Source organism: Arthrobacter sp. SPT-J7 (assembly GCF_059089965.1).
Map to the genome: position 1 here is coordinate 75,187 of NZ_JBNHFF010000005.1, position 23,682 is coordinate 98,868.

General features: G+C 66.1%; 17 protein-coding genes and 1 tRNA gene. 14 read left to right on the plus strand and 4 right to left on the minus strand.

What is annotated here, in order from left to right:
* Positions 1-43 precede the first annotated feature (43 nt).
* From AC5RWX_RS09955 to AC5RWX_RS09985, 7 genes are all read left to right on the plus strand, one after another.
* Complete coding sequence (locus AC5RWX_RS09955; protein WP_493940463.1) at positions 44-322, plus strand: DUF6457 domain-containing protein; 279 nt, start codon at positions 44-46, stop codon at positions 320-322.
* Positions 319-1,488 (plus strand): molybdopterin molybdotransferase MoeA, encoded by a 1,170-nt coding sequence (locus tag AC5RWX_RS09960; RefSeq protein ID WP_493940464.1) that lies wholly within the window; start codon positions 319-321, stop codon positions 1,486-1,488. The genes AC5RWX_RS09955 and AC5RWX_RS09960 overlap by 4 nt, the downstream gene beginning before the upstream one ends.
* 68 nt (positions 1,489-1,556) lie before the next feature.
* Positions 1,557-2,441 (plus strand): formate dehydrogenase accessory sulfurtransferase FdhD, encoded by an 885-nt coding sequence (fdhD, locus tag AC5RWX_RS09965; protein WP_493940465.1) that lies wholly within the window; start codon positions 1,557-1,559, stop codon positions 2,439-2,441.
* Between the two features lie 51 nt (positions 2,442-2,492).
* Positions 2,493-4,802 (plus strand): FdhF/YdeP family oxidoreductase, encoded by a 2,310-nt coding sequence (locus AC5RWX_RS09970; RefSeq protein ID WP_493940466.1) that lies wholly within the window; start codon positions 2,493-2,495, stop codon positions 4,800-4,802.
* Positions 4,803-5,163: 361 nt separating this feature from the next.
* The gene (locus AC5RWX_RS09975) at positions 5,164-7,038 is read left to right on the plus strand and encodes an ABC transporter ATP-binding protein (protein WP_494097343.1); all 1,875 of its coding nucleotides are present in this window, start codon (positions 5,164-5,166) and stop codon (positions 7,036-7,038) included.
* A 176-nt stretch (positions 7,039-7,214) separates the two neighbouring features.
* A complete protein-coding gene (locus AC5RWX_RS09980; RefSeq protein WP_493940468.1) occupies positions 7,215-8,444 on the plus strand; it encodes an ROK family transcriptional regulator in 1,230 nt (409 codons plus the stop codon).
* Positions 8,445-8,876: 432 nt separating this feature from the next.
* Positions 8,877-9,014, plus strand: a complete 138-nt coding sequence (locus AC5RWX_RS09985; protein ID WP_494097344.1) for a hypothetical protein — start codon at positions 8,877-8,879, stop codon at positions 9,012-9,014.
* A gap of 1,084 nt (positions 9,015-10,098) precedes the next feature.
* On the opposite strand, the gene AC5RWX_RS09990 is transcribed toward AC5RWX_RS09985, so the two are convergent.
* Positions 10,099-10,171: transfer RNA gene (locus tag AC5RWX_RS09990), tRNA-Arg, on the minus strand.
* 107 nt (positions 10,172-10,278) lie between these two features.
* Entirely contained in the window at positions 10,279-10,920 is a 642-nt protein-coding gene (locus AC5RWX_RS09995) for a hypothetical protein (protein ID WP_494097345.1), read from the minus strand.
* Between the two features lie 96 nt (positions 10,921-11,016).
* On the opposite strand from AC5RWX_RS09995, the gene pcrA reads away from it, so the two are divergent.
* The 5 genes from pcrA (at position 11,017) to AC5RWX_RS10020 (ending at position 18,019) form a co-directional block, all read left to right on the plus strand.
* A complete protein-coding gene (gene pcrA / locus AC5RWX_RS10000; protein WP_493940472.1) occupies positions 11,017-13,413 on the plus strand; it encodes a DNA helicase PcrA in 2,397 nt (798 codons plus the stop codon).
* 83 nt (positions 13,414-13,496) lie between these two features.
* The gene (locus AC5RWX_RS10005; RefSeq protein ID WP_493944863.1) at positions 13,497-14,525 is read left to right on the plus strand and encodes a mechanosensitive ion channel family protein; all 1,029 of its coding nucleotides are present in this window, start codon (positions 13,497-13,499) and stop codon (positions 14,523-14,525) included.
* Positions 14,526-14,745: 220 nt separating this feature from the next.
* Entirely contained in the window at positions 14,746-15,909 is a 1,164-nt protein-coding gene (gene sucC, locus AC5RWX_RS10010; RefSeq protein ID WP_493940474.1) for an ADP-forming succinate--CoA ligase subunit beta, read from the plus strand.
* Between the two features lie 19 nt (positions 15,910-15,928).
* The gene (gene sucD / locus AC5RWX_RS10015; RefSeq protein WP_493944862.1) at positions 15,929-16,849 is read left to right on the plus strand and encodes a succinate--CoA ligase subunit alpha; all 921 of its coding nucleotides are present in this window, start codon (positions 15,929-15,931) and stop codon (positions 16,847-16,849) included.
* Between the two features lie 114 nt (positions 16,850-16,963).
* Positions 16,964-18,019: a zinc-dependent alcohol dehydrogenase family protein gene (locus AC5RWX_RS10020; protein ID WP_494097346.1), complete on the plus strand. Its 1,056-nt coding sequence runs from the start codon at positions 16,964-16,966 to the stop codon at positions 18,017-18,019.
* Between the two features lie 30 nt (positions 18,020-18,049).
* On the opposite strand, the gene AC5RWX_RS10025 is transcribed toward AC5RWX_RS10020, so the two are convergent.
* Together AC5RWX_RS10025 and AC5RWX_RS10030 are read right to left on the minus strand one after the other, a co-directional pair.
* Positions 18,050-20,533, minus strand: a complete 2,484-nt coding sequence (locus AC5RWX_RS10025) for a GcvT family protein (protein ID WP_494097347.1) — start codon at positions 20,531-20,533, stop codon at positions 18,050-18,052.
* A 114-nt stretch (positions 20,534-20,647) separates the two neighbouring features.
* Entirely contained in the window at positions 20,648-20,998 is a 351-nt protein-coding gene (locus AC5RWX_RS10030) for a bifunctional 3-phenylpropionate/cinnamic acid dioxygenase ferredoxin subunit (RefSeq protein WP_493944859.1), read from the minus strand.
* Positions 20,999-21,244: 246 nt separating this feature from the next.
* On the opposite strand from AC5RWX_RS10030, the gene AC5RWX_RS10035 reads away from it, so the two are divergent.
* Positions 21,245-22,450, plus strand: coding sequence for an NAD(P)/FAD-dependent oxidoreductase (locus tag AC5RWX_RS10035; protein WP_493942019.1), 1,206 nt, complete (start codon positions 21,245-21,247; stop codon positions 22,448-22,450).
* Positions 22,451-22,501: 51 nt separating this feature from the next.
* Complete coding sequence (locus AC5RWX_RS10040; protein ID WP_494097348.1) at positions 22,502-23,644, plus strand: aromatic ring-hydroxylating oxygenase subunit alpha; 1,143 nt, start codon at positions 22,502-22,504, stop codon at positions 23,642-23,644.
* Positions 23,645-23,682 lie beyond the last annotated feature (38 nt).

Here is a 23,682-nt window from a genome sequence, read left to right on the forward strand (position 1 = left end):
AAACGTTGTCCTAGCCCGCGCACCGGGCGGATCGGAGGCCATTGTGTCCGGAGCGGCCGAACAGCTCTCCCCGTATGTCAGCGAACTGCTCCAGGCGCTGGAACTCGAGGACATGCCGGTGGATATCGACGCCGTGCTGGGGCTGGCAGGAGTGGCCGCCCACAGCGTGGTCCGTCCCGCTGCGCCGCTGACCACCTTCGTGGTGGGCTACGCCGCCGGCTTCGCGGCCGCCACCGGACAGGCCACACCGGAGGTGGCCATCCGCGCGGCCTCGCGCGTGGCCGACGCAGTTGCGCGCCGCCACGGCGCAGTGCAGGAGTGAGCGGCTCCGGCCTGCGCTGGGAAGATGCCCGGGCCGCCGCGTACGCGGCCGGCCAGGCTGCAGCGCGCCGGCCGGCCTCCGACGTGGAGCTGGCAGCATGCGCCGGCCGCACACTGGCCGCCGACCTGACGGCGCTGCTGCCGGTCCCGCACTACGCCTCGTCCGCCATGGACGGCTGGGCCATTGCCGGCCCCGGGCCGTGGCAACTGGTGCCGGCCGGCACTCCGCTGCGACCGGGGCAGGCCACGCCGGTGGTCACCGGAGGCCTGATTCCAGACGGCACGGACAGCGTGCTGCGCAGCGAATGCGGAACGGCGGCCGAGCAGGAGCTGGAGCTGTGCCCGGGGACCGCCGAGCGGGAATTCGCCGCCGGGCGCCACATCCGTCCGGCTGGTGAAGAGACCGCAGCGGGAGCCGTCGTGGTGGCCGCCGGTACCGTGCTGACCCCCGCGCATCTGGCCGTCGCCGCGGTCTGCGGCCACGATGCGCTTCCGGTTGCCGCGGTGCCGCAGGTCGAGCTGCTGCTCACCGGGGACGAAGTGGTCACCTCCGGGATCCCCGTGCCGGGCCGGGTGCGCGATACGTTCGGCCCCACCCTGCCGGCCATCATTGCGCGGCTCGGCGGCCAGGTCGCCGGCAGCCGGCGGCTGCCCGACGACTTCGATGCCACCGCGGAGGCCATCGCGGGCTGTGGCGGCGACGTGGTGGTCACCACCGGCGGGACCGGAACATCCGCCGCCGACCATTTGCGCCGGGTGCTGGACGCAGCCGGCGCCACGATCCTGGTCCCCTCCATTCGGATGCGCCCGGGGCACCCGGCGCTGCTGGCCCGGCTGCCGGACGGGCGCCCGCTGGTCGGCCTGCCCGGGAACCCACTGGCGGCCATGATGGCGCTGCTGACCCTGGCGGACCCGCTGCTGGCGGGGATGACCGGCCGCCGGCCGGCGCCGCTGCGCACCGTGCGCGCCGGAACAACCCTGCCTCCGCTGCACGACCAGGACCGGCTGGTGCCCTACGGAACCGCTCCCGACGGCGGTGCAGTCCCCGCCGACCATATAGGTTCGGCCATGATGCGTGGACTGGCAGCCGCCGACGGCGTCATGGTGGTGCCGGCCGCCGGCGCCGACCCCGGCCAGCAGTTGCCGGCCCTTGACCTGCCCTGGTGATCCGCCGTCGCGGGCCCGGTCCGTAGCCTCGTGGACTACGCTTGTAGCAGCCAGTAGAGGAGAAGTACATGGGCCGCTTGACGCAGCGCCGCAAGGTGCTCAAACTCAGTCTTGACGCGCCGCCGCGCCGCCGCGAGGACGTGCTGGCGGTGGAAGAGCCGCTGGAAATCCGGTTGGCCGGGCGCGCGTTCTCGATCACCATGCGCACGCCGGGCGACGACTTCGACCTGGTGGCCGGCTTCCTGGTCTCCGAGGGCATCGTCTGGTCGCCCGACCAGCTGCTCTCCCTGCGCTTCTGTGCCGGCGAGGACGAGGACGGCCGGCAGACCTTCAACGTGGTGGAGGCGCAGCTGGCGCCCGGCGTGGCCCTGCCGGATCCGCGGCTGGACCGGCAAGTGGTCACCAGCAGCGCTTGCGGCATCTGCGGCACCGCGTCAATTGATGCGGTCACCAAGCGGTCCCGCTTCGCGCTGCCTGATAACGACGGCGGTGCCGCCCCCGGCACCGATGGCGCCGACGGCGGCGGTACAGTGGCGCTGGACCTCCTGCTGCAACTGCCGGACCGGCTGCGTGAGCAGCAGCAGGTCTTCGAGCGGACCGGCGGCGTCCATGCCGCCGGCCTGTACAGCTTCGACGGCGAACTGCTCTGCCTGCGCGAAGACGTGGGACGCCACAACGCGGTGGACAAGGTGGTGGGCTGGGCCCTGCGCGAGGGCAGGCTTCCGCTGCGGAACACGGTCCTGCAGGTCTCCGGGCGGGCCTCTTTCGAATTGGTCCAAAAGGCCTACCTGGCGGGAATTCCCGTCCTGTCGGCTGTCAGCGCGCCGTCGTCGCTCGCCGTCGAACTGGCGGAAAAAGTTGGCCTGACGCTGGCAGGATTCAGCCGCGGCCGCAGCGTCAATGTGTACGCGCACCCGGCACGGATTGGCGCCGCCGTCGGCCATTTGGTGTGAGACCGGCTGCGGCTGTCGAGAAATCCTTGTGAGCCGGGATACATTAGGGGCATGACTCGCCCGGCACCTGTGAATGACATTGATGAAAGCACCCTGAAGGTCAAGGAACCGAAGAAGGCTGCCGCCGGTATTCCGGCCGTAAAGATTGCGCTGGAGCGCGGCATCGAGCAAGCCGGCGTCGCGCGCACCGCACGCTCGCTGCTGCGGATCAACCAGCGCGGCGGCTTCGACTGCCCGGGCTGTGCCTGGCCGGAATCCATCACCGGACCGCGCAAACCGGCCGAGTTCTGCGAAAACGGCGCCAAGGCCGTGGCCGAGGAGAACACCAAACGCACCGTGACGCCGGAGTTCTGGGCGCGGCATTCCATTGAAGAGCTGGCCACCAAGACCGAATACTGGCTGGGCCAGCAGGGCCGGATCACCGAGCCGGTCATCATTCGCGAGGGCGAGACGCATTATTCGCCGATCTCCTGGTCGGACGCGTTCAGCCTGATCGGGGAGCGCATCCGAGCGACGACGCCGGACCGCTGCGTCTTCTACACCTCGGGGCGCACCGCGAACGAAACCGCGTTCATGTACCAGCTGTTCGCGCGTTCGCTGGGTACCAACAACCTGCCGGACTGCTCCAACATGTGCCACGAGTCCTCCGGCAGCGCCTTGAATCCCACCATCGGCATCGGCAAGGGCACCGTGTCGCTGGAGGACATCCACCACTCCGAACTGATCTTCGTGGTGGGCCAGAACCCGGGCACGAACCACCCGCGCATGCTGTCCGCGCTGAAGGAGTGCAAGGACAACGGCGGCACCATCGTGGCCGTCAACCCGCTGCCGGAAACCGGGCTGATGGCGTTCAAGGACCCGCAGTCGGTGGATGGGCTGCTGCGCGGCGGCACCGAACTGGCCGACGAGTTCCTGCAGATCAAGGTGGGCGGGGACCTGGCCCTGTTCCAGGCACTGGGACACCTGCTGTTGGAAGAGGAAGACCGGGCTCCTGGCACCGTGGTGGACAAGGCCTTCATCGAGGCGAACACCGACGGGTTCGAGGACTACGCCGCGGCCCGCCGCCACATTGACTGGGCCGAGACCGAGAAGGCCACCGGGCTCTCCCGGCTGGACATCGCGAAGGTAGCCGGGCTGCTGGCCAAGTCCAAGGCCACCATCATCTGCTGGGCGCTGGGGTTGACCCAGCAGCCGCATTCGGTGGATACCCTGCGCGAAATCGTGAACCTGCTGCTGCTGCAGGGCAACTTCGGCAAGCCCGGCGCCGGCGCCTGCCCGGTCCGCGGCCACTCCAACGTCCAAGGCGACCGCACCATGGGCATCTGGGAAAAGCCGAAGGAATGGCTGCTGGCGGCGCTGGACAAGGAATTCGGCATCACGTCTCCCCGCGAGCACGGCGTTGATTCCACCGAGGCGATCGACGCTTTTGCCGAGGGCAAGGTGGACGTCTTCGTGTCGATGGGCGGCAACTTCGCGCTGGCGAACTCGGAGACCGAGGCGCTGGAAGCCGGGATGAAGAAAGCCGGCCTGACCGTGCATGTGTCCACCAAGCCCAACCGGTCCCACGTGGTGCACGGCAAGACCTCGTTGATCCTGCCCACGTTGGGCCGCACCGACCGGGATGACAAGCACCCCAAGGGCGCGCAGTTCCTCTCGGTGGAAGACTCCATGTCCGTCATCCGCTCCACCCAGGGCCGGCTGGAGCCGGTCAGCGAGCACCTGCTGGCCGAGCCGGTGATTATCGCCCGGATGGCCCAGGCCACCTTCGGCGACGACCACCCGGTGGACTGGCGGGCGATGGCCGAGGACTACGATGTGATCCGCGACCACATTTCCCGCGTGCTGCCCGGCTTCGAGGACTTCAACACCCGGATCCGGAACAAGAGCGGCTTTGTGCTGCCGAATCCGCCGCGCGACACCCGGTCCTTCGCCACGGACATCGGCAAGGGCCGGTTCACGGTCAGCCCGCTGGAGTACCTGGAAGCGCCCGAAGGCCACCTGATCCTGCAGACCCTGCGTAGCCACGACCAGTACAACACCACGTTCTACGGACTGGACGACCGCTACCGGGGCATCTCCAACGGGCGGCGGGTGGTGATGGTGCATCCGGACGACTTGGCTGAACTGGGCTTCGCCGACCGCGATCTGGTGGACGTGATTAGCACGTTCAAGGGAACCGAGCGGCGTGCGGATGAGTTCCGGCTGGTGGCCTACCCGACGGCGCGCGGCTGTGCCGCTGCCTACTTCCCGGAGGCCAACGCGCTGGTGCACCGCGACCTGGTGGCCCGCGAGTCCAACACCCCAGGCTTCAAGGCGATGACGGTTCGCTTCATCCCGCACGAGGAGAAGCAGCTCAGCTGACGCTGCGCCGGGGGCCCGGCCGCGACGGGCCGGGCTGTTGGTGCCCGGCCCGGGTGGCGCAGCCACCAGCGCGACGCGTCCAAGTCAGGGGTTCGCGTCCAACTCGTGGGTTGCTGCCCCTGATCTCACAGCGAAGTTACCCCTTGCCGTCGAAATCCCGGGTTATAACAGGTCATCTGGGTGCCAAACCCTGAGCTGGGCCAGCGGTGATTTGTAGCAGGGCCCGCGGAACACGGACGGATCCCGCGCGTCCAACCCCGCTCCGAGGACAGATTCTGGCCGTGGCACCACCGGTGGGAACAGCACGAGGCTCCGGATGGTTCTAGGGTTGCAGTAGGACCATCAGCCGTAAGGAGCCATCATGTCCATGGAAGGTGCAGCCTGGAGTTCGCTCTACCGGCTTTCGCACTCGAAGGACCAAAAGTCTTTCTCCCGCGAGACCGTACGCCGCACCTTTGCATTCGCCGCGCCGTACAAGGGCAAGATCACGATCTTTGTGCTGCTCTCGGTCGTGACTGCCGCGCTGGCTGTTGCCACCCCGGTCCTGGCCGGCCGGGTCGTGGACGCTATTGTTGCCAAGAGCGACGTCGAGCTGGTGCTCTGGCTGGCCGTGGTGATCGCTTTGGTGGCCATTGCCGACGCCGGACTCAGCATGGTGACCCGGTGGATCTCCTCTGGTCTGGGCGAGGACATCATCCTGGATCTGCGCACCGCCGTGTTCGACCACGTGCAAAAAATGCCGATCGCCTTCTTCATGCGTACCCGCACCGGGGCGCTAGTCAGTCGGCTGAACAACGACGTGATCGGTGCGCAGCGCGCCTTCGCCGGCACGCTCTCCGGAGTGGTCAGCAACTTCGTGGCGCTGGTCCTGACGCTGATCGTCATGCTAAACACCTCCTGGCAGGTCACCTTGCTGGCGCTGTTGATGCTGCCGGTGTTCCTGCTGCCGGCCCGCCGGATGGGCAGCCGGCTGGCGGACCTGCGGCGCGAGACCGCGAACCACAACTCCGCCATGAGCACGCAGATGACGGAGCGGTTCTCCGCGCCCGGTGCCACGCTGGTCAAACTGTTCGGCCGCCCCGCTGACGAATCCCGCGAGTTCAAGCTGCGGGCCCAGCGCGTGCGCGACATCGGCATCAAGACCGCGGTCATGCAGTGGGTATTCGTCACCGCGCTGACCTTGGTGTCCGCGCTGGCACTGGCCCTGGTCTACGGGCTGGGCGGTTTCTACGCGATCATCGGCCAGTTGGATCCGGGCGACGTGGTGACGCTGGCCCTGCTGCTCACCCGCCTGTATGCGCCGCTGACGGCTTTGGCGAACGCCCGGGTGGAGATTTCCAGTGCGCTGGTCAGTTTTGAGCGCGTCTTCGAAGTCCTGGATCTGAAGCCCCTGATCACTGAAAAGGCCTACGCCGGTTCCGTCCCGCCGGGTCCCGTCTCCGTTGAGTTCAAGGACGTGCGGTTCGCTTACCCGTCCGCGGAGAAGGTTTCGCTGGCCTCCTTGGAAGAGGTGGCGACTCTGGACGCCCGCGGCGGCGAGGAGGTGCTGCACGGCATCAGCTTCCGGGTGGAACCCGGCCAGACGCTGGCGCTGGTGGGGTCCTCGGGCGCCGGAAAGTCGACCATGGCCCAACTGTTGGCGCGGCTGTACGACGTGGACTCCGGTTCCGTTGAGCTCTCCGGCGTCGATGTCCGGGATCTGTCCTTCGAGGCACTGCGCGGAACCATCGGAATGGTGACCCAGGACGGGCACCTGTTCCACGAAACCATCCGCTCCAACCTGCTGCTGGCCCGGCCGGAGGCCACCGATGCCGAGATTTGGGATGTGCTGCGCCGTGCCCGGCTGGAAGACCTGATCCGGACGCTGCCGGACGGCTTGGACACCATGGTGGGGGAGCGCGGCTACCGGCTTTCCGGCGGTGAACGCCAGCGGATGACCATTGCGCGGCTGCTGCTGGGCCATCCCCGGGTGGTCATCCTGGATGAGGCAACGGCTGCACTGGACTCGACCAACGAAGCCGCTGTGCAGGCGGCGCTCACCGAGGCACTCGAGGGGCGCACCGCCGTCGTTATTGCGCACCGGCTCTCCACCGTGCGCTCGGCCGACCGCATCCTGGTGGTGGAGGGCGGCCGGATCGTGGAGCAGGGCACGCACGCCCAGCTGCTGGCGCTGGAAGGCCGCTACGCGGAGCTTTACCAGACACAGTTCCTCAGCGACGCCGCGGTGTCCAACTGATCCCAGCGGGTTGAAGCAATCCGCGCAGGCAGACCCGGTGCCCCGGCAAGCCTGCCGCGCCGCGTTCAGGCGACCCGCCGCGCCGATAGGCCCGCCGCGCCTAGAGTGTGCTCCGGGCGGTCAGTGACTAGAGTTGCTGTGGGGTCCCCGGCGACAGATGAGCGGAAAGCGGTGCAATGCAGCGAGGAACCAACCTGGGTCGCTTGGGCGGCTACAACCAGGCTGTGATCCTGGACGCCATCCGTCGCGCCCACGAAGGCATCGCCAGGGTGGAGCTGGTGGAGCGCACCGGACTGTCCCCGCAGACGATCTCCAATGTCGTGCGCCGGTTGGTGGACGAAGGCCTGGTGCGGGAAGACCGCAAGACGGTCAGCGGTCCGGGCAAACCGCGCACGGTGCTGCAACTGGAAGTTTCCAGCCGGTTGGCTATCGGGATCCACCTTGACCCGGTGGTCATGACCCTGGTCGTGCTTAATCTCGACGGCGAGGTGGTGGCTCGGGCCCGGCACGATAATCCTGGTGCCGGCCAGCCCGATGGCATGACTGCGGCCATGGCCGCCGCGGTCGAAGAGCTGATCGACGGCTCCGGCATCGAGCGGCACCGGCTCCTCGGCATCGGGCTGGCTGCGCCGGGACCGATCGATACCGCCGAAGGCGCGGTGGTGGACCCGCCGATGATGCGCGAATGGACCTCGGTGCCGCTGCGAGAACCACTGAGCCGCCTGACCGGGCTGCCGGTGCTGATGGACAAGGACACGACTGCGGCGGCGGTAGCGGAGCTGTGGGCCAGCGGACGGCTGGAACCCGAGAACTTTGTGTTCGTATATCTGGGCACGGGCCTGGGTGCCGGTGTGGTGCTCGACGGCGCGGTGCTGCGCGGCGCCTCTGGCAACATCGGCGAGATCGGCCACTTCCCGGTGGATGCGGAGGTGCCGCTGTGCGAGTGCGGGAAACGCAATTGCGTGGGCATGGCGTTAAATTTCGGCACGTTGTTCCAGCAGGCCGTGGAATCCGGTGTGTTTCCGCCCGACGCCGAACTGGGCGATCGGCACCAGGCCACCGAAAGCATCATTACGCTGTGCCGGATGGCCGTGGAGGGCGATCCGGCCGCCGCCGCCATCATTAGCCGGGCGGCCCGGTTGGTCGGCGGCACCGTGGCGCAACTGGTGAACATCCTCGACGTGGACCGGGTGATCTTAGGTGGCCCGCTGTGGATTGGTCTGGAGGACCTGGTGCTGCCGATCCTGCACCAGGAAATCAACACCCGCTTTGTCTCCCGGGCCATCCACGGGGTCGAGGTGGTCTCCTCCACATTGGGATTCGAAGTGGGCGCTATTGGTGGTGCCTGCCTGGTTTTGGATGACGCGTTGTCTCCGAAGGCCAGCGGGCTGCTGCTGGGCAGTTGAACCTTAAGGCAATATCACGTTCCGCTGCACTGCTGTGTTTTCGTCATGTTCCTCCACTATGGGGGCTGCCGTGCCACAGAACTTGCATTATTAAATCCAATCGATTTAGATAAGGAGTGGCGGCAGTGCCTGGAGTACTCACACTCTGGGAAATGAACGGTCCCGGAGCGGCTTAGGTGCTTCAGGGGAACGGCGCGGTCGCCAGCCAAAAGATGGCAGGAAGATGCCGCTGGCTCCGGCGAACGGGAAGATACGGAACCAGCGGTCCCATGCTGACAGGGGACTCCTGCCGACTTCGGTGGAATGCACTACAGCCGGCCACCGTCTGTGCCTCCGTGGGGGGATGCACAGGCGGGGGCCTGCTCCCGTTTAACAGATTGCGGCGTAACGCTGACTTCCGCGTGTTTCCGGGCTCCGGTAGGCCTGCTGTGATTGGCTGCAATCATCCGCACCCTGAAGCAGCAAGTAGCAGACGGCAACCTGCTCGCCCGCTACGCAAGCAGTAAAGGCGTAATCCGCCACGAAGACCTGGGCGAATGGCTGGATAACCTGCCCACAGAGCCCCGCTGACAGATTCCTACGCTGCAACGAGGAAAGGTGGCCACCACAGATGGGGGAAAATGTGGTGGCCACCCTGAAACCCTGTTGTTCATCGCCGCTCGCACCGATCGGCAACAGGATGATAAGCAGTCTTACATATAGGCTCTGACAATTCCAAACGAGCCTCGGCGCGCTGGCGTGTCGCGCCGTCTTCGTCGTAAGTCTTCTGACTGGGCCCGGTGCCGCGCAGGTCCTGGGGGTCTATTGGGGAATAGGGCTCAAGGTGAAATTGGGGTCGGCGGCTCAGCCATGGGGGGACTGCTGAGCCGCCGACCTATCACATCGTGGTCGAACTCGGCAGTTGGGGATGCTGCCGGGCGATACGCTCGCGACCACCGCTAACTACGTTGCCAGCCGAACGGTGAAACGTCTACCCCCTTATTGCGTATCTAGACGACGAAAGACCCCCGGTTTTGTCCTTCAAGCATGCTTAGATGGCGAGGAGAAGTTTCGCACAATGGTCGAAGGTTCTTTGTTGGGGGCATAGGAATGGGAACCAAATCCAAGAAAAAGAACCGGGTCGTACTGAAACTGGTCCTGGCAGTAATTATGACTGTCGTTATCTTGTATGGCTGGCAATTGAGCCGGGGTGATTCTTCCAATTCCACCGGGGCATCGACAGCGGACTACTCGCTCAAACACACCGTCCGATATGAAGTCGAGGCCACAGGAGCCAGTGGCATGCCGAGGTCGGCGGACATCACGGTGGAAATGCCAACAGGAACGTCTCAGCAATCCGTATCTCTGCCCCTTCGGAACAAGCGCACAGGCCTTGAAGGCTTGACGCGAAAGGCCTTTTCCGGAGACTCCCTATACATCGCGGCCCAAAACAAAGACGGCTTCGGTGGCGTCCGATGCAGGATCTACGTCGATGACATCCTTATTAGCGAGAACTCCAGCAGCGGCGGATCTGCCATAGCAACATGCAAGGGAAGTGCCTGACACCATGCAAGGGACGCCCGCCGCCCGGCACCCTGGCTGACGGTGCGGACTAAGCCGGACTCCGGAAACGTCGTTAGCTTGAGAACTGCCGTCTGACTAAGTGTTTGACTCGTGCCCCCGGGCAGATTCGAACTGCCGACACCCGCTTTAGGAGAGCGGTGCTCTATCCCCTGAGCTACGGGGGCAACGCCAAAAGCTTAGCTTAAGTGGCGTTCCAGGCCGGTGCGGCGGCCGGATGGCGGTCGGAGTGGCGAAAGCCTGAGTCTCACGCTTGGCCCGGACCCGCGCCGGCTCAGCCTTCGGCCGGACCGGGCCCTTCGGCCGGTTTCGGCTTGCGGGTGAAGACCGCTACTGCGGCGACGACCAGGCTCAGCCCGAACAGGATGGACTTGGCCACCGTGAGGAAGCTCGCCAGCGAGGCGTCGCCCACCGGGTCCGTCGCCAGCATGGCATCGACGGCAACGTTTTCGCCGAGATCGGCCACCACATAAAGCACGACGACGGCCCAGGCCAGCCAGCGCCAGAGCCCGCGACGGATTTGCTGGCCTAGCAGGATCAGCCAGGTGAAGCCGAACAGCAGCGGGAAGATGGTGTCAGCGGTCTTGTGCCAGTAGTTGTACTGTCCGGCACCGTCTGCGCCAAACGCAGTCCGGAGCTGCTGCGCGTATTCGGTGGAGTACCCGCCGATGAGGGTGTCCGGCAGGCCGAGTCCGCCGGTCAGCTGGGCGAACTGCGGCATCACCAGCAGGAATGAGTAGCCGAACAGGAACGCGGAAGCTACTGCACCGGCGATGACGATCAGGTTGGCGTTGCCAGCCGCGCGCTGCGGAGACCGGGTGCTGCCCGGGACGGCAGGCTTTGCTGCGCCGCTGCCCGTGGCCGGGGCTGCCGCGGCACCGTGTTTCTTCGCGCGCTGAGCTGGGGTTTTGGACATGCTTCCATTATGCCGTTGCAGCGATCCGCCGCCTGCTGACGCTAGACCTGGCGGCCGTCCCCGAGTGTCGGTGGCGGCTAATAGACTTAAGGGACCATGGATTTCCTCACCGACCCGGCTTTCGACCCGCATATTGCCTCTCCGCCCGCCCCGCATCTGCCCGGCGCAGAAGAGCTGCTCTCCGGGCTGAATCCGCAGCAGGAAGAGGCCGTCAAGCATGCCGGCTCCCCGCTGTTGATCGTCGCCGGTGCCGGTTCCGGCAAGACCCGTGTGCTCAGCCACCGCATTGCCTATCTGCTGGCGACCCGACGGGCGCGCCCGGGCGAAATTCTGGCCATCACGTTCACCAACAAAGCCGCCGCGGAGATGCGCGAGCGGATTGAGTCGCTGGTCGGGGACCCGGCCAAGCGAATGTGGATCTCCACGTTCCACTCCTCGTGCGTGAAGATCCTGCGCCGCGAAGCCAAGCACGTGGGGCTGAACTCGAATTTCTCCATCTACGATTCGGCCGACACCCTGCGGATGGTCAGCCAGGTGGCCAAGGGGCTGGATCTGGACCCGAAACGGTTCCCGCCCAAGTCCATTCAGCACAAAATCTCGGCGCTGAAGAACGAACTGATCGACGACGAGTCCTTCGCCTCCAGCGCCAATTACTCGGATCCGTTCGAGCAGGCGGTCGCCTCCGTCTACACCGGGTACACGCAGCGGATGCGCCAGGCCAACGCCATGGATTTCGACGACCTGATCGCCCAGGTGGTCTTCATCTTCCAGGCCTTCCCGGCGATCGCCGACTCGTACCGGCGCCGCTTCCGCCATGTGCTGGTGGATGAGTATCAGGACACCAACCATGCCCAGTACCGTCTGGTACGCGAGCTGACCCGCGAGTCCGAGGATGGGGCGCTTCCGGCCGGCGAACTGACCGTGGTCGGCGACTCGGACCAGTCGATTTATGCCTTCCGCGGTGCGGACGTGCGAAACATTGTCGACTTCGAAAAGGATTACGCCAACGCGCGCACCATCCTGCTGGAGCAGAACTACAGGTCCACGCAGACCATCCTGAGCGCAGCCAACTCGGTCATCTCGCGGAACCCGAACCGACCCGCCAAGCGGCTGTGGACCGCCGAGGGCGACGGCGAAAAGATCATCGGCTACGTCGGCGAGAACGAGCACGACGAGGCCCGGTTCATCACCGATGAGATCGACCGGCTGCAGGACTCTGAAGGGGTACGGCCCGGAGACATCGCGGTGTTCTACCGGACCAACGCCCAGTCCCGCTCCATTGAGGACCTGCTGGTCCGCGTGGGGCTGCCCTACAAGGTGGTCGGCGGCACCCGTTTCTACGAGCGCAAGGAAATCAAGGACGCGCTGGCGTACCTGAGGGTGCTGGTGAACCCGGACGACGTCGTGAACTTGCGCCGGATCCTCAACGAACCCAAGCGGGGGATCGGTGACCGGGCGGAGTACGCGGTGGCCGCGTTGGCGGAGCGTGACCGGGTCTCGTTCATGGCGGCACTGCGCCGGGCCGAGGAAGCGCCCGGCATGGCCACCCGCTCGGTGAACGCGGTGGCCGGCTTCGTGAAGCTCATCGACGATTTGGCCGAGGTTGCCGCCGGTTCGGGCGCCGCCGCAGCGCTGGAAGCCGTGCTGGAGCAGACCGGCTATCTGGCCATGTTGCGCCAAAGCTCTGACCCGCAGGACGAGTCCCGGGTGGAGAACCTCGCGGAACTGGTGGCAGTCGTCCGGGAATACGAGCGGGACAACCCTGACGGGTCGCTGTCCGAATTTCTGGAGCAGGTGGCGCTGGTGGCCGATGCCGACCAGATCCCGGACGCCCCGGACGCCGAAGCAGCCCAACTGGCTCAGGACCAGGGCGTGGTCACGCTGATGACGCTGCACACCGCCAAGGGGCTGGAATTCCCGGTGGTTTTCCTCACCGGCATGGAACACGGGGTCTTCCCGCACCAGCGCTCAATGTCCGACCCGACGGAGCTGGCAGAAGAGCGCCGGCTGGCATACGTAGGCCTGACCCGGGCCCGCAAACGGTTGTACCTGACCCGCTCCGAGTCCCGCAGCATGTGGGGACAGAGCCAGTTCAATCCGGCCAGCCAGTTCATCGAAGAGGTCCCGGCCGAACTGATCGAGTGGAAACGCGAAGGTTCAACCCGGCCGATGTTTGCCTCGGCGGGCAGCTTCGGGTCCAGCCGCTACGGAGGCTCCCACTGGGGTGCCGGCACAGCCAGCAATCAGGACATCAGCAACCTGCGCGGATCGGCGCCGTCGATCACCAGCGCCAAGACCCGGGCCGGCCGCGTGCAGCCGCAGAAGGAAGTCATTGCGCTGTCCATCGGGGACAAGGTCAACCACACCAGCTTCGGCAACGGCACGGTGCTGGGGCTTGAAGGAGCCGGTGACAAGACGGTGGCCAAGGTGAAGTTCGACGCGGGCGAGAAGCGGCTGTTGCTGCGCTACGCGCCACTGACCAAGATTGTTTAGCCAAAGCCACCCGCTGGGAGATTGGCCACGTTTCACCTGCTCCATTTGGCAGCCGCCCGACCCGGCGCTTACCGTTCTTATCCATGGATGGCGTGGACATTAGGACCCTGGAACGGCTGGCAACCCCCGAGTTTTGGCTCGACACCCCGCTGCGCGTTTCGCTGATCCTGCTGGGTGGATTCCTGCTGAACATGGTGCTGCGGATGGTGATCAAACGGGTCACCGGAAAGATCGCCGACGGCGAGACCGCCAAGCTGGACAAATTCGACCCTGCCGCGGTGCGCAAGAACACCAAAGACCCGCGCAACTGGCTGATTCAGGATTCGCCGATCGCCGCGGTTCGACGAGCCCAGCGTTCGAAGACAATCGGATCAGTGCTGCGGTCGATCACCACCATCGTGCTGGCCACCCTCACCATTCTGATGGTGCTCACGGAATTGGAATTCAACCTCGGCCCGGTGCTGGCCAGCGCCGGTATCGCCGGTGTGGCAATTGGCTTCGGTGCCCAGACACTGGTCAAGGACTACCTGTCCGGCCTGTTCATGGTGGCCGAAGACCAGTACGGCATCGGCGACGTCGTCGATTTGGGCGAGGCATCCGGCACCGTGGAGTCGGTCGGTCTCCGGGTCACCCAGGTGCGCGCAGTGGACGGCACGCTGTGGCACGTCCGCAACGGTGAAATCCTCCGCGTCGGCAACTCCTCCCAGGGCTGGGCGCGTGCGGTGCTCGACATTCCGGTGCCTTACGACTCCGATGTGGAAAAGGTCTCCGAACTGATCCTCAAGACGGCCATGCGGCTGCGCGACGACGAGGACTACCGCCGGCTGATTCTGGACGACCCGGAGGTCTGGGGCGTGGAGGCGCTGACCGGCGAATCCGTGGTGATCCGGCTGGCGATCCGCACCAAGCCGTTGGAGCAGTGGGGAGTGGCGCGCGAAATGCGGGCCCGCCTGAAGGGTGCGCTGGCCCAGGAGGGGCTGCGGATCCCACTGCTGAACCAGACCGTGATCAAGGGCAGCGCCCCGTCGGCCGCCGCCGCGCAGGGTGGCGGCACCGCGCAAGCCGAGGCCGCCGCCGTCGCCGATCCGGCGGAAGCCGGCGGCAAGCCCTAGCCGCCCGGCGCCGTTACCTCAAGCTGCGACCGCTCTACAAGTTGTAGAAGTGTGCCCTTGGCCACTAAAGCGGTACTCTGGGACCGGCGCCCGATGCCAAAGGGACTAGAGTTCCCCATGGAGCATTGCAGGCATCCGTCCACCGTCCGTGGTCACCGTCACGGCAATCGTGGATGCCGCTCCGAGTCAGAAACGACTTCGACGTAGAAGGACACAACCCGTGGACCTGTTTGAATACCAGGCGCGCGATCTCTTCGAGGCACACGGAGTACCCGTGCTGGCTGGAATCGTTGCGTACACCCCAGAAGAAGCCAAGGCAGCTGCTGAGAAAATTGGCGGCGTAGTTGTCGTCAAGGCTCAGGTGAAGGTCGGAGGCCGCGGCAAGGCCGGCGGCGTCAAGGTCGCCAAGACCCCCGACGAGGCATTCGAACACGCCTCCAACATTCTCGGTATGGACATCAAGGGCCACACCGTCAACAAGGTCATGATCGCCCAGGGCGCCGACATCGCCGAGGAGTACTACTTCTCCGTGCTGCTGGACCGGGCCAACCGCAACTACCTGGCCATGTGCTCGGTGGAAGGCGGCATGGAGATCGAGCAGCTGGCCGTCGAGCGGCCCGACGCGCTGGCCAAGATTGCCGTTGACCCGGCCGTCGGCATCGACCAGGCGAAGGCCGACGAGATCGTCGCTGCAGCCGGCTTCGCCGAGGAACTGCGCCCGAAGGTCGCCGAGGTCATCATCAAGCTCTGGGACGTGTTCAAGAAGGAAGACACCACCCTGGTTGAGGTCAACCCGCTGGTGAAGACCGGCGCCGGCGACATCGTCGCCCTGGACGGCAAGGTCTCGCTGGACGAGAACGCCGCCTTCCGCCAGCCCGGCCACGAGGAACTCGAGGACAAGGACGCAGCGGACCCGCTCGAGGCCAAGGCCAAGGAGCTGGACCTGAACTACGTCAAGCTCGACGGCCAGGTTGGCATCATCGGCAACGGCGCGGGCCTGGTCATGTCCACCCTGGACGTGGTCGCCTACGCCGGCGAAAACCACGGCAACGTCAAGCCCGCCAACTTCCTGGACATCGGCGGCGGCGCCTCGGCCGAGGTAATGGCCGCAGGCCTGGACGTCATCCTCAACGACAGCCAAGTCAAGAGCGTGTTCGTGAACGTCTTCGGCGGCATCACCGCCTGCGACGCCGTGGCAAACGGCATCGTCAAGGCCCTGGAAATCCTGGGCGAGAAGGCCACCAAGCCGCTGGTCGTCCGCCTCGACGGCAACAACGTCGACGAAGGCCGGCAGATCCTGCTCAACGCCAACCACCCGCTGGTCACCCTGGCCCTGACCATGGACCAGGGCGCCGACAAGGCCGCCGAACTGGCCAACGCCTAAGGACCGAGGAACTAAGAATATGTCTATCTTCATCAACAAGGACTCGAAGGTCATCGTCCAGGGCATCACCGGCGGCGAAGGATCCAAGCACACCGCCCGCATGCTGCACGCCGGCACCAACATTGTGGGCGGCGTGAACGCCCGCAAGGCCGGCACCACCGTCACCCATGGTGAGAAGACCCTGCCGGTGTTCGGCACGGTCAAGGAAGCCATCGCCGAGACCGGCGCCGACGTCTCCATCGTCTTCGTGCCGCCGGCTTTCACCAAGGACGCCGTGGTCGAGGCCATCGAGTCCGAGATCGGCCTGGTCGTGGTGATCACCGAGGGCGTGCCGGTGCAGGACTCCGCCGAGTTCTGGGCCCTGGCACAGTCAAAGAAGGATGCCGACGGCAACCAGATCACCCGCATCATCGGCCCGAACTGCCCGGGCATCATCACCCCGGGTGAGTCGCTGGTGGGCATCACCCCGGCGAACATCACCGGCAAGGGCGGCGTGGGCCTGGTGTCCAAGTCCGGCACCCTGACCTACCAGATGATGTACGAGCTGCGCGACCTTGGCTTCTCCACCGCCATCGGCATCGGCGGCGACCCGGTCATCGGCACCACCCATATCGACGCCCTGGCCGCGTTCGAGGCCGATCCGGAGACCAAGGCGATCGTGATGATCGGCGAAATCGGCGGCGACGCCGAGGAACGTGCCGCCGAGTTCATCAAGAACAACGTCACCAAGCCCGTTGTGGGCTACGTGGCCGGCTTCACCGCACCGGAGGGCAAGACCATGGGCCACGCCGGCGCCATCGTGTCCGGCTCCAGCGGCACCGCGCAGGCCAAGAAGGAAGCACTCGAGGCCGCGGGCGTCAAGGTCGGCAAGACCCCGTCCGAGACCGCGCACCTGCTGCGCGAGGTGTACCCCGAGCGCGAAGAGGCCTCGAACCTCTAAGCACCGCCTTTATCAGCGAAGCCCGCCACCTGCGCATGGTGGCGGGCTTCGCTGTTTCTTGCCGGCGCCGAAACCGGTCTACGCTGGACACAACACCACTGCACAGGAGGCCTCATGCGCGCTGCCATCATCCACGGACCGGGCGACATCCGCGTTGAGGAGCGCCCGGATCCGGAAATCCTCACTCCAACCGACGCCATCGTGCGAGTGACGGCTTCCTGCGTCTGCGGCTCCGATCTCTGGCCGTACCGCGGCGCGCGTGAGCCGGGGGAGCCGCATCCCATCGGCCATGAGTTCGTCGGCATCGTGGAGGCGGTGGGCGACGAGGTCAGGACCTTGTCCGTCGGCGACCTGGTGATCGCGCCGTGGGCAATCAGTTGCGGCAAGTGCCCGCCTTGCCGTAACGGCGTGCAGACGTCGTGCGAGCACCGGGCCAGCTGGGGAGGCAGCGACGAGCACGGGCTGCCGGTCGACGGCGGCCAAAGCGAAATAGTGCGGGTACCCCTCGCCGACGGCACGCTCGTGGCCGTTCCCGGCGTAAGCCAGCCGGATGAAGCCCTTGCCAAAAGCCTGCTCACGCTCTCCGACGTGATGGGCACCGGCCACCACGCCGCCCTCGGAGCCAAAGCCGGTCCGGGACGCACCGTCGTCGTGGTGGGCGACGGCGCGGTCGGGCTCTGCGGAGTACTGGCCGCCAAGCGGCTGGGCGCGGAGCGAATCATCGCCATGTCGCGCCACGAAGACCGCGCGGCGCTGGCCCGGGAATTCGGCGCCACCGACATCGTCGCAGAACGCGGCAAGGCCGCAGCGGACAAGGTCAAGGAACTGCTCGGCGGTGTCCTCGCCGATTCCGTGCTCGAATGCGTGGGCACGGCTGAGTCGATGGACCAGGCGCTCCGCTGCACCCGGCCAGGCGGTGCCGTCGGGTTCGTCGGCGTGCCGGTCGGCGGCGCCGAGTTGCCCGTCTGGACCCTGTTCCAGAAGAACATCTCCGTGGCCGGCGGCGCGGCTCCCACCCGCGAGTACCTGCCCGAACTGCTCGACGACGTTCTGGCCGGCAGGATCAATCCCGGCAAGGTCTTCGACGCCGTGATGCCGCTGGAAGACGCCGCGAAAGCCTACAGCGCCATGGACGAACGGCGCGCCATCAAGGTCATGCTGCGGCCCTGAGCAAAGCGGGTCAGCCGCGCAGCAGGCGGTTCAGCCGCGCAACCGCTCCATGCCGGGATCGACCAGCGGTTCGGCGGTGACCGTGGCCGCGACCCGGCGGCCGAAGTACTCGATCTCCACCGTGGCGCCTTCGGACGTCTCCGCCGGGAGCCAGGCATAGGCCACCGGGCGTCCCACCGTGTAGCCGAACGCGGCGCTGGTGACGTACCCGGACAAGACTCCGTCCAGATAGACCGGTTCCTTGCCCATCACCACCGACCGGCCGTCGTTGATCGTCAGGCAGCGCAGCCGGCGGGTCGGCGCGCCGGCAGCCGCCAGCGCGGCGGCGCCCACAAAATCGCCCTTGTCCGCCTTGACCGCAAACCCGATGCCGGCTTCCTCCGGGGTATGTTCGGTGGTCATATCGGTGCCCCAGAGCCGGTAGCCTTTTTCCAGCCGCAGGCTGTTGAAGGCTGCCCGGCCGGCGGCGATGAGGCCGTGCTCCTGCCCGGCCTCAAAGAGCGCGTCCCACAGCCTCAAGCCCTGGTCCGACGAGGTGTACAGCTCCCAGCCCAGTTCGCCCACGTAGGAAAGCCGCATGGCCGTCACCGTCAACCCCGCGATGCGCACCTGCGCCGTCCGGAAGTATTTCAGTGCCGCGTTGCTGAAGTCGTCGCTGCTGACCTTCGCCATGACCTCGCGCGCCAGCGGCCCCCACAGCCCAATGCAGCACGTTCCCGGCGTGATGTCCCTGACCTGCGCCCATCGCGCCGGGTCGGCCGCCGACTGCGCATCCGCCTCGCCGCGCAGATACTCGTAATCGGCGTTGTTGTTGATGCCGGCCTGGAACCGCTCCGGCGCCAGCCGAGCCACGGTGATGTCACTCCGCACGCCACCGACGGCATCCAGCAGCAGGCAGTACGTCACCGCGCCCGGCCGCTTGTCCAACTGCCCGCTGCTCAGCCGCTGCAGCAACGGCAGGGCGCCCGGTCCGGAGACCTCTACCCGCTTGAGCGGGGTCATGTCATACATGGCGACGGCGGTGCGCGTCTTCCACGCTTCGACCGCGGCTATGGGGGAGTGGTAGCGGCCCGCCCAGGCATCGCGCTCGGGTTCCCGCCAGTCCTGCGGCAGGTCGGCCAGCAAGGGCGCGTTGGCTTCGTACCAGTGCGGGCGCTCCCAGCCGCCGGACTCCAGGAACACCGCTCCGAGTTCCTGCTGTCGGCCGAAGAACGGACTGGTGCGCAGGTTCCGCGGCGATTCACGCGGCTGCAGCGGGTGTAACACGTCGTAGATCTCCACGAAGTTCTGCTGCGACGTCTCGCTGATGTAGTCCGGTGCCAGTTGCACGTCTTCGAACCGCCGCACATCGCCCTCGTGCAGATCCGTCTGGGACCTGCCGTCCACCAACAGCTGCGCCACCGCTTTCGCAACGCCGGCGGAATGCGTCACCCACACGGCTTCCGCCAGATAAAACCCCGCCACTTCCGGTGACTCGCCGATTAGTGGACCGCCGTCGGGGGTGAAGGAAAAAATGCCATTGAAGCCGTCGGTGATGCTGGCCCCGTGGAGCGCGGGCAGCAGCCGCTGGCTTTCCCGCCAGGACGGATCGAAATCCTCCGGCGTGAAGTCCAGCCGCGACGGCATCCGGTCTTCGGACATATCGGCTGACGGGACAGCGGGCAGCCCCTCCAGATCCACCGGCATGGGGCGGTGCGCATAGGAACCGATCCCCAGCCGGTCGCCGTGTTCGCGGAAGTAGAGGTCCGCGTCCTGATGCCGCAGGATGGGCATCCGGGCGCCATTGGGCAGCTCGTTCCGGCCGGCAAGTACCGGCAAGGCGGAAGTCTTGACGTATTGATGCGCCAACGGGAGCAGCGGCACGGTCATCCCGGCCATCGCGCCGACCTTCGCCCCCCAAAATCCTGCACAACAAACAACGACGTCGGCCGGCAGCCTCCCGCTGCCGGTCACCACGGCGGTGACCCGTCCGCCGTCGTGCTCAACGCCTGTCACGGTGGTGGAACCGCGGAACTCGATCCCTGCGGCGGAGGCGCGGGCGATCAGTAGCCGGACGGCACGGGCGGCCAGCGCCAGGCCGTCGGAGGGGATGTGCAGGCCGCCGAGCACGTTGCCGGCCGGCAGTAGCGGATGGTGTTTCTCGCACTCATCCGGATCAATCAGCCGGGCGTCCACACCCCAGGACGCGGCGAAGCCGGCCCTGCGCTTGAGGTCTTCGAACCGGGCGGGCGTGGTCGCCACCTCCAGTCCGCCCACTTGGTTGAAGCAGGAGATCCCGTCCGCCGTCAGCGACAGCAATTTGGTCACCGTATAGGTGGCGAATTCGGTCATGGTCTTGGACGGGTTTGTTTGGAACACCAGCCCCGGGGCATGCGAACTCGATCCGCCGGCCAGATGCAACGGGCCCTGCTCCAGGACGGTGACGTTGGTCCAGCCGCGGGCGGCAAGTTCGTCCGCCAGGTTGGCGCCGACGATCCCGGCTCCAATGATGACGACGCGAGGGGTGGTGCTCATGCGGCAATGCTCCTTCAAGTAGCTGGGCGGGACAAGGTGCTGGACTGGATAAGGTGCAGCGGATGGAATGTCCGGGCCGCGGCGAATGGGTTCCTTTGCCCGAAGAACGCGCTGCTAGGCGTACCCGTCGACCTTCAGACCGGGCGGGAGGTTCGGTTCCTGATCCGATTCCCGGACCATGATGGTGCCGTCCTGGACAACAACTTCGTGGACCCGGACCGGGAGTTTGGCCGGCGGGGCATCCACCCCGCCAGTGCGCAGGTTGAACTTTGACGCATGCAGCGGGCATTCGACTTCGCAGCCCTCCACCCAGCCGTCGGCCAGCGAGGCGTCCTGGTGGGTGCAGGTGTCGTCAATGGCAAAGAGTTCGCCTTCTTCGGTGTGGAAGACCGCAATGGGAGGCGACGTGTCCAGCCTGATGGCGTCGCCGGGTGCCAGCTGGCTTAACGGGCAGGCTTCGTGCATGAGGCGCCTTCTTTCTCACTTCCGCGAAGAGCGGTGTGTTCCGTTATGAACAACGTTGTCCACAATAGGCAACAGTGTGCCTCGTCACGTTCCCTTGTCAAGGATTCGGCGGTATTTTTCTGGGCGCAAAAGAGGAAGTGGAAATCCCTTGACAGCAGGGATTCCGATCTCCATTGTGTTTCACATAGCGCTTCTTGTTGCGTAGAGCGCTTCTAGATGGGACCACCCGCTGTGAAAGGCCTCTCTATGCAGACCCTCGTCGTTATCGGGGCATCACTGTCCGGTCTGTCCGCTGCCCGCGCGGCGCGGGCGCAGGGATTTACAGGCCGCCTGGTCATCGTGGGCGACGAGCTCCATCCGCCCTATGACCGTCCGCCGTTGTCCAAGGATTTTCTGGCTGGCCGGATTTCCGAGGCGGATCTGGCGCTGTCCCAGGCCGAGGACGATCTGGCAGCGGAGTGGCTCCTCGGCGTCAAGGCCGTGGGTCTCGACGCGGAGTCGATGACGCTAGCCCTCAGCGACGGGCGGAGCCTCGCTGCGGACGCCATGGTTTTGGCCACCGGCGCCTCCGCCCGGGTACTGCCCGAAGTCGATGGCTGCAGCAATGTGTTCACTCTCCGCACACTGGACGACGCCCGGGCGTTGCGCGGGCAGTTGCAGCCCGGCCGGAAAATGGTGGTGGTCGGAGCCGGCTTCATTGGCGCCGAGACCGCTTCCACTGCCCGTGCCGCGGGCCTCGATGTCACAGTCATCGAGCGTTCCGCGGCGCCGCTCTCCGGGGCGCTGGGCGCCGAAATGGGTGCCGCCGTGGCCGGTCTGCACGCCGCCGGGGGAGTGCGCATGCTCTGCGGCACCTCCATTCAGTCATTCCGGACGGATGGCGGCAGCGTCAGCCATGTGGTGCTCGACGACGGCCGGGAGCTTCCCGCGGATATTGTGCTGGTGGGCGTCGGCGGACAGCCGAACACCGACTGGCTGGTCGGTTCCGGCATCCAATTGGGCGACGGCGTGCTCTGCGACGCAACGGGCCGCACCAACATCCCCTCGATTGTGGCCGTCGGCGACTGTGCGGCTTGGTGGAACCCTCGGCTGCAGGCACACCACCGGGTCGAGCATTGGACCGGCGCGCTGGAGCGGCCGGCCTTGGCTGTTGCCGCCTTGCTGCAGGGCGGAACAGTGGCGCGGGCGGTCCACCCTCCGTATTTCTGGTCCGACCAGTACGGCTCCCGGATCCAATTTGCCGGCCACGTGCACGGGCATGACCGTGTCCAGGTTGAGCACGGATGCCTCGAAGACCACAGCTTCCTGGCCGTCTACTACGCGGGGGAGGAAGCGGTTGCCGTGCTGGGAGTCAACCAGGTCCGCCAGTTCACCAAGTGGCGCAAGTTCCTCAACCGGGAAGCTGAACGGTACGCGGACGCACCGGCGGACGCGTTGGCCGCAGCCTCTTGACCAGCACCGCCCTCCACCCAACCCTGAGAGTTCTGTCCAAAGGAGTACCGCATGACCGCTGAGATCGTCGTCTCGGAGAGCCTGATTGCCACCTTGCCCGGCCACACCTATGTTGACGGCGACGTCTTCCTGGCCGAGCAGGAGCGCATTTTTGAACAGATGTGGTTCTGTGCGGTCCGCTCGGCCGATCTGGACAAAGCCGGTGCCTATAGGACCGTGCAGGTTGGACGCGAATCGGTCATTATAACCCGCAACCGCAAAGGAGCAGTCCGCGCTTACTACAACATCTGCCGGCACCGGGGTGTCAAACTGTGCATGGAAGAGACCGGGCAAGCAGGGCGTTCGTTCCAATGCCCGTACCACGCCTGGACGTACGACTTCGACGGCAAACTGATCGCGGCGCCCAACCTGACCAAGATGCCGGACGTCGACCGGCAGAAGTATGGGCTGGTGGACGTTCCGGTCCGCGAGTACATGGGCTACATCTGGCTGTGCCTGGCGGATGAACCGCCGTCCTTCGAAGAGGACGTGGTTGGGGCAATCGAAGAGCGGTTGGGCGACGCCGGTGCGATCGCCGGCTACGACATCGCGAACCTGAGTCTGGGCCGGCGGATCAGCTACGACGTGAAGGCCAACTGGAAGCTCATTATTGAGAACTTCATGGAGTGCTACCACTGCGCCACCATTCATCCGGAGCTGACAGAGGTCCTGCCCGAATTCGCGGACGGGCTGGCAGCACAGTACTTCGTGGGCCACGGCGCCGAGTTCGGCGAGGACATCCAGGGCTTTACCATCGATGGCTCCGAAGGGCTTGAACGCATTCCGGGCATCAGCGAGGACCAAGACCGGCGCTACTACGCCATCACCATCAAGCCAACCGTCTTCGTGAACCTGGTGCCCGATCATGTGATCATCCACCGGATGTTCCCGCTGGCCGCCGACCGGACCGTGGTGGAATGCGACTGGCTGTACATGCCCAGCGTGGTGGAGGCCGGTAAGGACCTGACTGCGTCAGTGGAGCTGTTCCACCGGGTCAACCAGCAGGACTTCGACGCCTGCGAACGCTGCCAGCCGGCGATGAGTTCCAAGATTTACGCCAAGGGCGGTGTGCTGGTTCCCAGCGAACACCACATCAGCGCGTTCCACGAGTGGGTCACGGCCCGTCTGGCCGAGCCCGCCGCCGTGGTTCGTTGACAGCGGGCCGACGTCGTCGGCAATTAACACAGCGGGTG